12 protein-coding genes are annotated in these 14,607 nt (G+C 70.2%); all 12 read left to right on the top strand.

The window, feature by feature from the left end:
* Window positions 1–3 precede the first annotated feature (3 nt).
* The 12 genes from GGQ83_RS08055 (at window position 4) to GGQ83_RS08000 (ending at window position 14,596) form a co-directional block, all read left to right on the top strand.
* Complete coding sequence (locus tag GGQ83_RS08055) at window positions 4–525, top strand: DUF2497 domain-containing protein (RefSeq protein ID WP_242534915.1); 522 nt, start codon at window positions 4–6, stop codon at window positions 523–525.
* 84 nt (window positions 526–609) lie between these two features.
* Window positions 610–3,306, top strand: a complete 2,697-nt coding sequence (locus tag GGQ83_RS08050; protein ID WP_184383266.1) for a valine--tRNA ligase — start codon at window positions 610–612, stop codon at window positions 3,304–3,306.
* An 18-nt stretch (window positions 3,307–3,324) separates the two neighbouring features.
* A complete protein-coding gene (gene ilvD, locus GGQ83_RS08045; RefSeq protein ID WP_184383265.1) occupies window positions 3,325–5,043 on the top strand; it encodes a dihydroxy-acid dehydratase in 1,719 nt (572 codons plus the stop codon).
* Between the two features lie 148 nt (window positions 5,044–5,191).
* Window positions 5,192–5,911, top strand: a complete 720-nt coding sequence (locus tag GGQ83_RS08040) for a TylF/MycF/NovP-related O-methyltransferase (RefSeq protein WP_184383264.1) — start codon at window positions 5,192–5,194, stop codon at window positions 5,909–5,911.
* 3 nt (window positions 5,912–5,914) lie between these two features.
* A complete protein-coding gene (locus GGQ83_RS08035; protein WP_184383263.1) occupies window positions 5,915–7,003 on the top strand; it encodes a glycosyltransferase family 2 protein in 1,089 nt (362 codons plus the stop codon).
* Window positions 7,000–7,542 carry a class I SAM-dependent methyltransferase gene (locus tag GGQ83_RS08030; RefSeq protein ID WP_184383262.1) on the top strand — a complete coding sequence of 181 codons (543 nt, stop codon included), beginning with the start codon at window positions 7,000–7,002 and terminating at the stop codon, window positions 7,540–7,542. Before GGQ83_RS08035 ends, GGQ83_RS08030 begins: the two co-directional genes overlap by 4 nt.
* A gap of 9 nt (window positions 7,543–7,551) precedes the next feature.
* On the top strand, window positions 7,552–8,553 hold the full coding sequence (locus GGQ83_RS08025; RefSeq protein WP_184383261.1) for an NAD-dependent epimerase/dehydratase family protein: 1,002 nt from the start codon (window positions 7,552–7,554) through the stop codon (window positions 8,551–8,553).
* A gap of 96 nt (window positions 8,554–8,649) precedes the next feature.
* Window positions 8,650–9,555 (top strand): flagellin, encoded by a 906-nt coding sequence (locus tag GGQ83_RS08020; RefSeq protein ID WP_184383260.1) that lies wholly within the window; start codon window positions 8,650–8,652, stop codon window positions 9,553–9,555.
* 150 nt (window positions 9,556–9,705) lie between these two features.
* Window positions 9,706–10,044, top strand: a complete 339-nt coding sequence (locus GGQ83_RS08015) for a flagellar biosynthesis regulator FlaF (RefSeq protein WP_184383259.1) — start codon at window positions 9,706–9,708, stop codon at window positions 10,042–10,044.
* A gap of 10 nt (window positions 10,045–10,054) precedes the next feature.
* Window positions 10,055–11,482 (top strand): methyltransferase domain-containing protein, encoded by a 1,428-nt coding sequence (locus tag GGQ83_RS08010; RefSeq protein WP_184383258.1) that lies wholly within the window; start codon window positions 10,055–10,057, stop codon window positions 11,480–11,482.
* Window positions 11,483–11,486: 4 nt separating this feature from the next.
* The gene (locus GGQ83_RS08005; RefSeq protein ID WP_184383257.1) at window positions 11,487–13,745 is read left to right on the top strand and encodes an O-linked N-acetylglucosamine transferase, SPINDLY family protein; all 2,259 of its coding nucleotides are present in this window, start codon (window positions 11,487–11,489) and stop codon (window positions 13,743–13,745) included.
* Between the two features lie 62 nt (window positions 13,746–13,807).
* A complete protein-coding gene (locus GGQ83_RS08000; RefSeq protein ID WP_184383256.1) occupies window positions 13,808–14,596 on the top strand; it encodes a glycerophosphodiester phosphodiesterase in 789 nt (262 codons plus the stop codon).
* Window positions 14,597–14,607: the final 11 nt, after the last annotated feature.

Genomic DNA, 14,607 nt, shown 5'->3' with positions numbered 1-14,607 from the left:
GCCATGGCCGCCACACCTCCCTCGGGCTCCGGGGCTGACCCCTCGATGGACGACATCCTCGCCTCGATCCGCAAGATCCTGAACGAGGATGAGGCCCAGCCGGCGGCGGCCACCGCCCCGGCCGCGGTGGAGCCGGCGGAGGAGGCACTCGACCTCACGCCCGACATGATGATCGCGCCGCCCGAGGTTGCGCCGCCGCCCGCTCCGCCCCAGCTTCTGCAAATGGAGCCCGCCCCCCCACCCATGCCACCGCCGCCCGCCCCCCTGCCAGAGCCGCCTGTGGCATCCCCGCTGGTCTCGGCGCCCGCGGCGGCGGCGGCGGCGGCGGCGCTGGGCCAGCTCTCGCGCGCGGTGGCGCAGGATCGCGCTGCCATCATCTCCCGCGCGCCCGGCCTCTCCATCGAGGATGTGGTGCGCGATGAGCTGCGGCCCCTGCTGAAGGAATGGCTGGACACCCATCTGCCACCCCTGGTGGAACGCCTGGTGCGCGCCGAGATCGAGCGCGTGATGTCCCGCGCCGGTTGAGGCGCGGCGCCATCCGCGCCGTTCAGCCCAGACAGGCCGCGCGCACCCCTTGACGCGCGCGCCCGCGCGGTGGACCTCTGGTCCATGCTCGACAAGGCCTTCGACCCAGCCACGCTGGAAGCCCGACTCTACGCCGCTTCGGAGGGCTCCGGTGCCTTCCATGCCGATCCGGCGCGCAATGCCGCGCCCTTCACCATCGTCATCCCGCCGCCCAATGTCACGGGCAGCCTCCATATCGGCCATGCGCTGAACAACACCCTGCAGGACGTGCTGGTGCGCTTCCGCCGCATGCAGGGGCGCGACGCGCTGTGGATGCCCGGCACCGACCATGCCGGTATCGCCACCCAGATGGTGGTGGAGCGCCTGCTGGCGGGCGAAGGCAAGAAGCGGCAGGAGATGGGGCGCGAGGCTTTCCTGGAGCGCGTCTGGCAGTGGAAGGGCGAGAGCGGCGGCACCATCACGCGCCAGCTTCGCCGCCTCGGTGCCTCCCTCGACTGGGAGCGCGAGCGCTTCACCATGGATGAGGGCCTCTCCGCCGCCGTGCTGGAGGTGTTTGTCCGCCTGCACAAGGAAGGGCTGATCTACCGCGACACGCGGCTGGTGAACTGGGACCCGGTGTTCCAATCCGCGATCAGCGACCTCGAGGTGGAAAGCCGCGAGGTGAAGGGGAACCTCTGGACGCTGCGCTACCCGGTGGAGGGCCAGCCCGGCCGCTTCATCCGCGTGGCGACCACGCGCCCGGAGACCATGCTGGGCGATACCGCCGTGGCCGTGCACCCCGAGGATGCCCGCTTCGCGGACCTTGTCGGCAAGCACGCCATCCTGCCGCTGACGGGGCGGCGCATTCCCATCGTCGCCGACACCTATTCGGACCCGGAGAAGGGCACGGGCGCGGTGAAGATCACGCCCGCGCACGACTTCAACGACTATGAGGTGGGCCGCCGCCACAACCTGCCCATGCCGTCCGTGCTGGACGCCGAGGCGCGGGTGATTCTTTCCGAAATTGAGGCCGAGCTCGCCGCCGTGGAAGGCGTGGCCGATCCCGCTTTCGTGCGTTCGCTGGCGGGCCAGGACCGCTTCGCCGCGCGCAAGGCGATCCTGGCCGAGCTGGAACGTCTGGAACTGCTGGAGGCCATCGAGCCGCACACCCACCAGGTGCCGCACGGCGACCGCTCGGGCGTGCCGATCGAGCCGCGGCTGACGCTGCAATGGTATTGCGACGCGGCCACGCTGGCGAAGCCCGCCATCGCGGCCGTCGAGGATGGCCGCACGCAATTCGTGCCGCGGCAATACGAGAACCTGTTCTTCGCCTGGATGCGCGACATCCAGCCCTGGTGCGTCTCGCGCCAGCTCTGGTGGGGGCACCGCATTCCGGCCTGGTATGGGCCGGATGGGCAGGTCTTCGTGGAGCGCAGCGAGGCGGAGGCGCTGGCCGCCGCCACGGCCCATTACGGCCATGCGGCGGAACTCACGCGCGACCCGGACGTGCTGGACACCTGGTTCAGCAGCGCGCTCTGGCCCTTCTCGACGCTGGGCTGGCCCGAGCAGACGGCCGAGCTGAAGAAGCACTACCCGACCGACGTGCTGGTGACGGGCTTCGACATCATCTTCTTCTGGGTCGCCCGGATGATGATGATGGGGCTGCACTTCATGGACGGCGAGGTGCCCTTCAAGCACGTGGTCATCCATGGCCTGGTGCGCGACGCGCGCGGCCAGAAGATGAGCAAGTCCAAGGGCAACGTGCTCGACCCGCTGGAGCTGATCGACCAGCACGGCGCGGATGCGGTGCGCCTAACCCTCTGCGCGCTGGCCTCGCCCGGGCGTGACGTGAAGCTCGACCCGCAGCGGTTGGAGGGCTACCGCGCCTTTGCCACCAAGCTGTGGAATGCCGCGCGCTTCCTGGAGATGAACGGCGTGCGGGTGGATGCGTCCTGGCAGCCTGCGCAGGCCCAGGGCGTGCTGGCCCGCTGGCTGCTGGCCAAGGCCGATGACGCCGCGCGCGATGCCACGGCCGCGCTCGACGCCTTCCGCTTCGACGACTACGCCAGCACGCTCTACGGCTTCACCTGGAACACCTATTGCGACTGGTTCATCGAGTTCGCGAAACCTGTGCTGAACGGCCCCGATGGCGCCGAGAAGGATGAGGTGCGCGGCGTGGCGCAGCATGTGCTGGGGCAGGTGCTGCGGCTGCTGCACCCGGTGATGCCCTTCATCACCGCCGAGCTGTTCGAGAAGTTGGGCTATGGCGAGGCGGTGGCGCTGACCACTTCGGCCTATCCGAAGGCGGAAGGGCAGGGGACGGCGAGCGCGGAGGTGGACCTCGCCATCGCCGCCATCACGGCCATCCGCTCCGCACGTTCCGCGCTGAACGTGCCGGCCGCGGCGGTGCTGCCGCTGCGCGTGGGGCAGGGGAGTGCGGCCGCGCTGCAGGCGCTGCGCGACTTCGCGCCGCAGATCATGCGCCTCGCGCGTGTCGAGGCGCCGCAATTCCTGCCCGATGCCGCCGAGGGCGCGGGGCCTGGCGCCAGTGCCGTGGCGGGTGACGTGCCGCTCTTCCTGCCGCTCTCGGGCGTGGTGGACCTCGCCGCCGAGGCCAAGCGCCTGGCGAAGGACCGTGCCAAGGCCGAGGGCGAGCGCGCCAAGCTTGAAGCCAAGCTCGCCAACCCGGGTTTCCGCGCCAAGGCCGAGGAGGCCGTCATCGCCGAGACCGAGCAGCGCATGGCCGACGCCGCCGCCGAGGTCGCGCGCCTCGACGCCGCGCTGACCCGTATTTCCAGCTGACCACCGAGGAAACAGCCAATGACCACCTGGGACAAATCCCGCCTGCCGAGCCGCCATGTCAGCGTGGGCCCCGAGCGCGCGCCGCATCGCAGCTACTACTACGCGATGGGCATGACGAAGGAGCAGATCGCCTCGCCGCTGGTCGGTGTGGCCACCTGCTGGAACGAGGCGGCGCCCTGCAACATCGCGCTGAACCGCCAGGCGCAGGCCGCCAAGCGCGGCGTGAGTGACGCCGGGGCCGCGCCGCGCGAGTTCACGACCATCACGGTCACCGACGGCATCGCCATGGGCCACCAGGGCATGAAGTCCTCGCTGGTGTCGCGCGACGTGATCGCGGATTCCATCGAGCTGACCATGCGCGGCCATTGCTATGACGCGCTGGTGGGCCTCGCGGGCTGCGACAAGTCGCTGCCGGGCGTGATGATGGCCATGGTGCGGCTGAACGTGCCCAGCGTCTTCATGTACGGCGGCTCCATCCGCCCCGGCCAGCACAGGGGCCGCGACGTGACGGTGCTGGACGTGTTCGAGGCGGTGGGAACGCACGCCGGCGGCAACATGTCCGACGAGGAGCTGGAGGAGCTGGAGCAGCACGCCTGCCCCGGCGCCGGCGCCTGCGGCGGCCAGTTCACCGCCAACACCATGGCCTGCATCAGCGAGGTGATCGGCCTTGCCATCCCGTTCTCGGCCGGCGCCCCGGCGCCGGACACGGAGCGCGACGAATACGCCTACAAGTCCGGCCGCGCGGTGGTGGACCTGATCCGCAGCCAGCTTCGCCCGCGCGATATCGTCACCCGCAAGGCGCTGGAGAATGCGGCGCGCATCGTGGGCGCCACGGGCGGTTCGACCAACGCGGCGCTGCACCTGCCCGCCATCGCGCATGAGGCCGGCATTGATTTCCCGCTGGAGGAGGTGGCGCGGCTGATGCGCGACACGCCGCACATCGCGGACCTCAAGCCAGGCGGCACGTATGTGGCGCAGGATGTGCACCGCATCGGTGGCGTGCCCATCATCATCAAGGCGCTGCTGGAGGGCGGGCTGCTGCATGGCGACTGCATCACCGCCACCGGCAAGACGCTGGAGGAAAACCACAAGGACGTGGTGTTCCCGAAGGACCAGGACGTGGTGCATCCCGTCTCCAACCCGATCAGCCAGATCGGCGGCGTGGTGAGCCTCTTCGGCAACCTGGCCCCCGATGGCGCCATCGTGAAGATCGCGGGCATGCAGAAGCTGCGCTTCGAGGGCACGGCGCTCTGCTTCGACTGCGAGGAGGACGCCTTCGCCGCCGTGGAAGCCCGTGCCTACAAGCCCGGCGACGTCATCGTCATCCGCTACGAAGGCCCCAAGGGCGGCCCGGGCATGCGCGAGATGCTGTCCACCACCTCCGCCATCTATGGCCAGGGCATGGGCGACAAGGTGGCGCTGATCACCGATGGGCGCTTCTCGGGCGCCACGCGCGGCTTCTGCATCGGCCATGTGGGGCCGGAGGCCGCGGTGGGCGGGCCCATCGGCCTGCTGAAGAATGGCGACAAGATCATCCTGGACGCCCAGGCCGGCACCATCGAGGTGGCGCTCTCCGACGAGGAACTGGCCAAGCGCCGCGCCGAATGGAAGCCGCGCGGCCACAACTACAATTCGGGCGTTCTCTGGAAGTATGCGCAGACGGTGGGCCCGGCGCGCTATGGCGCCGTGACCCAGCCGGGGGCGAAGGCCGAGACGCACACCTACGCGGATATCTGAAGTTTCTGCCTGACGCGGGCTTGGCGTCAGGCTTTCGTTAACCACCACGGGCGCAAGTTCCGGTCTCAGGACATGGAGCTTGCGCCCGATGTGTTCCGACCTGGCAGAAAACCTGCCATCGCCCACCGAGACGCCTTCGCCGTCGCGGATGCCGAAGTTCACGCATGTGGCGGACCGCTTCGCCATCTGGGGGCTGAACGTGCCCTATGCGCGGGACGAGGCCTTCAAGGCCGCCTTCCGGGCTTCGGCCGTGCCGCTCATTCCCCTCATCCAGCACAAGACGCCCGAGGTTCTCCGCATCGAGTGGAAGGCCTATGTCTGCTGCTGGGCCGCGCGCCAGGCCCTCCTGATCGAGGGTGACTTCGTCGAGTGCGGGGTGAATTACGGCCTGCTGTCGCGCACCACGGCGGCCTATATCGACCTCGCCTCCCACCCGGACCGCACGCTCTGGCTCTATGACACCTTCCAGGGCATCCCGACGGAGCAGATGAGCGCGCGCGAGGCCAAGGGCCTCGGCACCTGGCACAACCGCAACAACTACACCGAGGACGTGCTGCCCATCGCGCGGCACCGCTTCGCACCCTTCCCCAATGCGCGGCTGGTGCCCGGCATGGTGCCCGACACGCTGCACGAGGCGGCACCCGCGCGCGTGGCCTGGCTGCACATCGACATGAACATCACCCTGCCCGAGATCGCGGCGGCGGAGTTTTTCTGGGACAGGCTCTCGCCCGGCGGCGTCATCATCCTGGATGACTACGCCTATGCCGGCCATGAGGAGCAGATGCTGGCCTTCCAGGACTTCGCGGCCGCGCGCGGCGCGCTGGTCCTGCCGCTGCCCACGGGGCAGGGGCTGATCGTGAAGGCCTGAGACATGTCCGAGCACGTGCTGGACGTGAACCTGATCTACCACAACGCGGAGGCGACGCTGGACGGTGCCATCGCCTCGGTGGTGGGGCAGAGCTGGCCGCATTGGCGCCTCACCCTGCTGGATGACGGCTCCACCGATGGCGGGCCGGCCATCGCGGCCTTCTGGGCGGCGCGGGATGGGCGCATCGCACTGAAGCGCCACCGCGCGAACCAGGGCATCGTGGGCGCCTATCGCCGCGCCTTCACCCATGGCGACGCCGATTTCGTGATGCCGAAGAGCGCCGACGACCTCATCGCCCCGGACTTCATGGCGAAGCTGATGGCGGTGCTGCAGGCGGATCGCGACGTGGCCATGTGCCATGCCGGGGCGCTGAACATCGACGAGGCCGGCGCGGTGCTGGGCGAGGTGCCGGCGCATACCCGCCTCGACACGCCCGATGGCGGGCCGTTGCAGCGCGCCATGCATGTGATGCAGCGCTACGCCTATTCGCCGAGCTTCTGGGGAATCTATCGCCGCGAGGCCCTGGACCTTGCCAGCCAGCCTATGGCCTGTGGCGGCTGGGACCATGCCTTCCTGGCCGAGATCGCGCTCTACGGCCACATTCGTCATGTTCCGGAGCCGCTCTTCCTGCGGCGTGGCGGCCCCGCGCCGCTGTGGCGGTTGGCGCGCAATGCCGGCATGGCCTGGGCGCGCGTGCGTTCCGAACGCGATGTCTTCGCCGATGTCGGGCCGCTGGCGCCAAGCGCCTCCTGCGCCTGGGCGCATGTGGAGACCTTCAGCCTGGCCCGCCTGAGCGCCCCCGAACGCGCGGGCCTGATCGAGGCGGCGCGTGACATCCTGCGCGCCCGCTGGTCGGGCCCCTTCGTGCGTGAGGCGGCGCTTGTCACGGCCCGGCTGCCGGCGCTGCTGGCCCAGGCGCGGGAGGTGGCGCGCGGCGGCGCGACCGGCGCGGCCACGCGGCTGCGCGTCGAAGCGATGCGGCTGGTGGAGGCCCTTCTCTGGGTGCTCGAACCCGGTCGGGAGGCCGAGGCGCTGGCCGCCACATGGCGCGCGCAGACCGGGCTCGCGGTGGGGCCGGAGGTGGCGGCATGACGCGGCTTCACATCGGCTGTGGCCCCAAGGTGCTGGAGGGCTGGGTCAACATCGACAGCGTGGCGCGCGCGCCCGGCGTTCGCACCGATGTGGACGTGCTGGCCATGCCCTTCGGCGATGCCAGCGTGGAGCACATCCTGGCCGAGCACGTCTTCGAGCATTTCGCCTTCGCGGAGGAGGAACGCCTCTGGCGCGAATGCGCCCGCGTGTTGCGTCCGGGCGGGCTGCTGGAAATCGAGGTGCCGGATTTCGAATGGGTCTGCCGGGCCTTCCTGGCCGGCGAGGACAGCTTCCGTGCCTTCTACCGGACGGGTGCACTCGACCACTACTTCGGATCGGGCCGCGACACCGGGCAGCGCTGGGGCATCGTGCAGACGATGTTCTTCGGCAATCAGAACGGCGCCGGGCAGTTCCACAAATCGGCCTACACCCAGGGCAAGATTCGCGACGTGGCCGCGCTGGCGGGCTTCGCGGAGGTTCGCCAGCACACCCTTCACAACAAGGGCGGCCAGGCCATCCGCGCCCTCATCACCCGCTAGGAGCACCCCATGCGAATCTTCGTCAGCGGCATCGCGGGCTTTCTCGGCAGCCACCTGGCCGAGCGGCTGATCGGCATGGGCCATCATGTCGTGGGCTGTGACACGCTGCTGGGCGGCGAGCTGTGGCACGTCCCGCCTGAGGCCGAGTTCTACCAGTATGACTGCCGCGACTTCAACGCGATGCAGAAGATCTCGCAGGGCTGCGAGCTGGTCTACCACTGCGCGGCCACGGCTTATGAGGGGCTGTCCGTCTTCTCGCCCGCGCTGGTGATGGACAACATCGTCAGCGGCTCGGTCTCGCTGTTCTCGGCGGCCATCGCGAACAAGGCGCGGCGCATCGTCTTCTGCTCCTCCATGGCGCGCTATGGCAGCAATGAGGTGCCATTCCGCGAGGACTACACGCCCCGTCCGCAGGACCCCTATGGCATCGCGAAGGTGGCGGCGGAGGAGGCGCTGAAGAACCTCTGCGCCGTGCATGGCGTGGAGTGGTCCATCGCGGTGCCGCACAACATCATCGGCCCGCGGCAGAAATTCGACGATCCCTACCGCAACGTGGCCTCCATCATGGCGAACCTGATGCTGCAAGGCCGCCCGCCCATCATCTACGGCGATGGCGAGCAGAAGCGCTGCTTCTCCTACGTCGAGGACTGCCTCTCCTGCCTGCTGGCCATGGGCCTCGACGACGTGGCGCTGGGCGAGACGGTGAATATCGGTCCCGATGAGGAGTTCGTGAGCATCAATGAGCTGTCGCGGGTGCTTGCCAAGCTCACCAACTTTACCGGCACGCCCATCTACGTCCCCGGCCGGCCGCAGGAGGTGAAGTTCGCCACCTGCTCGGCCGACAAGGCGCGGCGTCTGCTGGGCTATCGGACCACGACGAAGTTGGAGGATGGGCTGGCCTCCATCACCGACTTCATCCGCAAGGTGGGGCCGCGCAAGTTTCGCTACCACCTCGACATCGAGATCGTCAGCGACAGGACACCGCGCACCTGGACGCAGCGCATGTTCTGAAGGGGAGGCGGCGCAAGCCTTCCTTAACCCTTCGTCTCCTACACGGCGGATGGTCCCCGAAATCCGAGGGCCGCATCTGACAAAGGAAAAAGACCAATGTCGCTGAACTCCGTGAATACCAACCTGGGCGCCATGGTGGCGCTGCAGTCGCTCAACCGCACGAACGAGGAGATGGCGGCGACGCAAAAGCGCATCTCCACCGGCTCGCGCGTGGCGGATGCGCGGGATGACGGCGCGGCTTTCGCCGTGGCCGAGCGCATCCGCGGCGACCTCGCGGCCACCACCTCAGCGAACCAGCAGCTGGGTGGGGCGAAGGGGCTGCTCGACACGACCCGGACCGGTCTTGAGAACGTCTCCAAGGCGTTGCAGGACGTGAAGGCCACGGTCGTGAAGCTTTCGGACAGCAACATCACGCCCGCCCAGCGCGAGCAGTACATGGCGGGGCTGAAGGAGACCTTCTCGCAGATCGCGAACTTCATCACCGATACGCGCTACAACGGGCAGTCCATGCTGGTGACGGCCGCCGCGGCGACGGCGGGTGGGACCACGCTGGGTGAAATCCGCACGGTGCGTAACGGCGAGGGCGCGACCTACTCCTTCGCCAAGGTCGCGACCGCGGCCATCAACGGCGCGGCTGCCTTCACCGGATTGACCACCGCCGGCTACAATGGCGCCACGATGCTGACGGGGGCCTCGCTTCTGGCCGCCCTGACTGAATTCAGCAACGCCCTGACCACCGGCGGCGCGGTCAACGTCGCCATCAACAACACCCTGACCTCGCTGAACAACCTCGGCAGCTACAGCCGTTACGTGGACAGCCAGATCAACTTCAACAAGGCCAAGATGGACGCGCAGGAAGCCGGCATGGGCGCCCTGATCGACGCCGATCTCGCCAAGGAATCCGCGCGGCTGCAGTCCCTGCAGATCCGTCAGCAGCTCGGTTCCCAGGCACTCGGCATCGCCAACCAGGCGCCGCAGGTTCTGCTCTCGCTCTTCCGGTAAGACCTTGAACGGAGGCTGGCAGGAGGCCGCCTTCCCCCCTTCCGCGCAGCCCCTTGGCTGATGCGTCCCGAATTTTCCCCATGCACGGCGCCGCGGCCCTGAGGGCGCGCCCGTTTGGGTTCCGAAATCCATCGCGGGAGGTTTCCCACCATGTCCTTTGCCAGCAACACATCCTCCGCCGGCCGCTACCGCCGCCAGCTCACGCCCAAGCAGATGGAGGCCGAGGTTTTCGCCCGCGCAACCCGCGCGCTGCGCGAGGCGGGCGCCGAAGGTGGCATCGCGCAGGCGCGCGCCATCGCGGACAACCGGCGCCTCTGGGACGCCGTTCTCGACTCGGTGCTGGACCCCACCAACCGCCTGGCCTTGCCGTTGCGCGCGCAGATCGCCTCGCTCGCCCGCGCCGTGCTGCGCGAGCTCGACGCCGAGGCGCCTGATGCGGCGTTCATCATCGAGATGAACGAGCAGATGGCCGGCGCGCTGTGGAACTGAGGGGGCGGCCATGAACATCCACGCCACGCATGACGCGGCCGCCCTGCGCCTCCTCGACCGCGGGCGCGACCTGCTGCGCGACCGCCGGCCAGCCGATGCCGCGCTGCTGCTCTCGCGCGCCGCCGCCCTGCCGGCCGCACCCGCCGAGGCGCATGGCCTGTTGGCCGAGGCGCTGATGGAAAGCGACGACCCGCCGGCTGCCCTGGTCGCCGCCGACGCGGCACTCGCCCTGCGCGATGATGCCGCGCTGCGCCTGCTCCGCGCCCGTATCCGCCGCGTCCTGGGCCATGCGGATGGCGCCATGGATGACGCGGCAGCGGCCGTGATGGCTGCCCCCTCCGACCGCGACGCCAAGGCGCTGCTGGCCACCTGCCTCTCCGAGGCGGGGCGGCATGACGAGGCCATCTTCCTCTTTCACCAGGCCTTCGTGGCCGAGCCCGAGGCACCGCACCGCTCGGCCATGCTGGCCATGGCCATGATGCGCGGTGGGCGCCATGCCGCGGCCGAGGAACTTTACGCGCTGGCGCATTCGATGGCCCCCTATGCGCGGGGTATCGTTCCGCTGCGCGCGCAGAACGCGCTGCTGGATGGTGACCCGCACAAGGCCATTGCGCTGATCGAGGGAGCGCTCGGGCATCAGCAGGGCGAGGCGGCGCTCTATTCCGTGCTCGGCCAGGCGCGGCAGAGGCTTGGTCAGCATGAAGCCGCGGCCGAGGCCTATGCCGAGGCCGCGCGGCTCGACCCGGCGGACACTTATCTCCAGCACCTCGCGGCGGCGATGGCCAATGCCGGCGCCGCCCCGGACCGCGCGAGCGACCGCTACGTGACCGACGTCTTCGACGGCTACGCGAACCGCTTCGAGGCCGCGCTCTTCGCGCTCGGCTACCGGGTGCCGGGCGTCATGCTGAAGCTGATCGAGAGCCAGGGCTATGCCCCTGGCGGCCGGCATCTGGGCGATGTGCTCGACCTTGGCTGCGGCACCGGCCTGATGGGCGCCACCCTGCACGACATGCTGGGCGGCCGTCTGGTGGGCGTGGACCTTTCGCCGCGCATGCTGGGGGAGGCGGGTGCCAAGGGCGTCTACACCGAGCTGCGCTGCGCCGAGATCACCACGGCGATGGCCGCCGACACCACCCTCTATGATCTGATCCTGCTGTCGGATGTGCTCTGCTACTTTGGCCGCCTGGATGCGGTTCTCGGTGCTGTCGCCTCCCGCCTCAAGCCGGGCGGCCTTGTCGCGCTGAGCATCGAATCCGGCGCGGCCGAGGGCGGGTGGGAATTGCAGGCCAGTGCCCGCTACCGCCATGACCCCGGCTACCTGCGCGCCGTGCTGGAGCGCGCGGGGCTCGCCACGCTGGAGTTCCGCGAGGAGACGCTGCGCTGGGAGGGCGAGGCCACGGTGCCCGGCGTCATCGCCCTCGCCCGCCGCGGGGGCTGAGGTGATGGACGGCCTGCCCGGCGAGGCCTCGGCCTTCCAGGCCGCATTGGTCCTGCTGCGCGAGGGGCGCACCCAGGACGCGCTGCCCCTGCTGGAGGCCGCGCTGGAGGAAGCGCCCTGGCATGGGCTGGCCGCGCTGAATCTTGCCATGGCACGGATGGATCTGGGCCGGCTCGACGCCGCGTCGGGCCCTCTCGCCACCGCGCTGGAACGGCTGCCCCATCACCCCGAGGCGCATTTTCGCCGCGGCCGCCTCGCGCATCTGCGGGGCCAGGCCGAGGCCGCGCGCCAGGGTTATGAGGCCGCGCTGGTGCGGGACCCCGGCCATGTCGCGGCTCTTTGCGGCCTGGCCGAGCTGGCCCGTGCCGAGGGCCGGGCGGAAGCTTCGGTCACACTCCTGCGCGAGGCGCTGCTGCACGCCCCTCAGGATGAGGGCATCGCGCTGGAACTGGCCCGCGCCCATGTGGCGGCGAACCAGCCCGCCGAGGCCCTGGCCCTCGCCGCGCCGCTGCTGGCCAGGGAAGGCGCCCCGGGCCTGGCCGGTGTCGTCTGGAGCGAGGCGGTGCTGGCGCGGGAAGGGCCTGATGGCGCGCGCGCGGCCAGCGAGGCCGCGCTGGCGGAGGACCCGCTCTCCCCCGCGCGGATCGCGGCCCATGCCACCCTGCTCGACGCCTTCGGGCAGACGCGGGAGGGGCTGCGCCATTGGCACCTCGCCGAGGCTCTGGCGCCGGAGGATGTCGCCATTCTCTCGGGCCTCGCCCATGGCCTGTGGCGGGAGCGCGCCTACAAGGCCGCCCTGCCGGTCTTCGAGCGCGCGGTGGCCTTGGCCCCCGGCGAGCGAAGCCTGCGCGTGGGCCACGGCGAAATCCTGTTCCGCCTGCACCGCCTGGCCGAGGCGGCGGAGGCGCTGCGCGCCACGCTGGCCGACCTGGGCGGGGATGAGCGCACCCATGCCACGCTGGCGCTCGTGCTCGTTTCTCAGGGCCTGCAGGAGGAGGCGCGGATCGCCACCGAGGCCGCGGGGGGTGAGAACGCGCTGGTCCATGCGCTGTGCAATGTCGGCCCCTACCACCCCGACATGGCGACGTCCAAGGCGCTGGGGGAAGCCGCCCGCGCGCTGCGGCAGCGGCTGTCGCAGGGCATCAACCCCTATGTGCCCGTGGCGCGCCCGCCCGGCGAGCGCCTGCGGGTGGGGCTGCTTTCGTCCAATCTCGGCCGGCATCCGGTGGGTTGGCTGACCCTGCCGGCGATTGAACACCTGTCGCGTGAGGAATTCGAGGTGGTGGCCTTCAGCCTCACTGACCGGGAAGACCCGTTGGCGCGGCGCTTCCGTGCGCGCGCCGACCGCTGGATCAGCTTCGAGCCGGGGGCGAGGGACCAGCTGGTGCTGGAACGCCTGCGCGCGGAGGCGCTGGACATCCTGATTGACCTCAGCGGCCATGGGCAGGGTGGGCGGGTGCGGGTGCTGCGCCACCGCGCGGCGCCGGTGCAGATCAAATGGGTGGGTTCGCAATCGGCCAGCTCCGGCGTGCCCAACATGGACTGGATGCTGACCGACCGCTGGGAAACGCCCGAGGGCTTCGAACCCCACTACACCGAACGCCTGCTGCGCATGCCCGATGGCTATTGCTGCTACGTCCCGCCCGACCGCGCGCCGGATGTGTCACCGTTGCCCGCCTTGGCACGCGGCCATGTCACCTTCGGCTGCTACAACAACCTGGCGAAGGTGACGCCCGCGGTGCTGTCCGCCTGGGCGCGCATCCTGGCCGCGCTGCCCACGGCGCGCCTGGTGCTGCGGACCCATGCGCTGGGCGATGATCCCACGCGCGCCGCCTTCCTGGAACGCGCCGCCGCGCTGGGCATGCCGCTGGACCGGCTGGAACTGCACGGCGCCGTGCCGCATGAGGTGCTGTTGGCGGCCTATGGCGAGATAGACCTCTCGCTGGACCCCTTTCCCTATACGGGCGGCCTGACGGTCTGCGAATCGCTCTGGATGGGTGTGCCTGTGCTGACCAAGGTCAGCGAGGGTTTCGCGGGCCGCCATGCCCTGTCCCACCTGTCCAACGTGGGCCTGCCGGATTGGGCCGTGCCCGATGAGGAGGCCTATGTCGCCGAGGCGCTGCGCCGGGTGGCGGACCTGCCGGCGCTTGCTGAACTGCGCGCCGGGCTGCGGGCGCGGATGGCGGCCTCGCCGCTGTGCGATGGGCCGCGCTTTGGACAAAACCTTGGGCGGGCGTTGCGGCAGGCCTGGGAACAGCGCTGATCCTGTCGCGCCCCGAGGGCGACCCGCTTGACGAGCAGGCCGCCTCCCGGCCAGCAATATGCATGGACAACCCCCACCTTCCCGAGACCGCCAGCCCTGAAATCGCAAGTCATCGGGGCGGTGCCTTCCTCTGGCCTGAGAACAGCCTTCTCGCCATCCGCGAGGCGCTGAAATGGCCCACCGAGCAGGTGGAGCTGGATGTCCACGCCTCGGCCGATGGCGAGCCGGTGGTCATGCACGACGCCACGCTGGAGCGCATGACGGACGGGCAGGGGCCGGTCGTGGCCCAATCCTGGGAGGCGCTGGCCCAGCTTCGCGTGCGCGGCACGGGGGGCGAGACCATCCCGCACCTCTCCCACGCCGCGCGGCTGATCCATGAGGGCGGGCAGGTGCTGCGGCTGGAGGTGAAGGCCGATGCCCAGGGCCGGCCCTATCCGGGCCTGGTCGCCCGCTGCGCCGCGGTGGTGGACCAGCACGGCATGCGGGCCCGCACCGTCTTCATGAGCTTCGAGGCGGCGAGTGTCGCCGAGGCCGCGGCCATTGGCGGTTTCGCCCAGACGGTCTGGTTGGCCGAGGGGCGTGCGCTGCGCGGCATCCGTCCGCGCGACGCGGCGGCCATGTGCCGCAGCTGCGGCGCGACCGAACTGGGCGTGCCCGAGGGCCTGTCCGACGCCGCGCTGCGCGACGCGCTGCGGGCCGAGGGGCTGCGGCTTTCCGTCTGGGGGGCGAACCACGCGCCCACCATCCACCGTGCCCTGCGCCTGGGGGTGGACGCGATGGCGACCGATGACCCGCCGCTGGCGCTGCGTTTGCGTGCATCGGGCGTTCCGGCGGCCCAGAATCCGCGCTAGCCTGCCTCCCT

This window comes from Roseococcus suduntuyensis, assembly GCF_014196305.1.
Classification (GTDB): domain Bacteria; phylum Pseudomonadota; class Alphaproteobacteria; order Acetobacterales; family Acetobacteraceae; genus Roseococcus; species Roseococcus suduntuyensis.
This window is presented reverse-complemented; position numbering and strand designations above follow the sequence as displayed.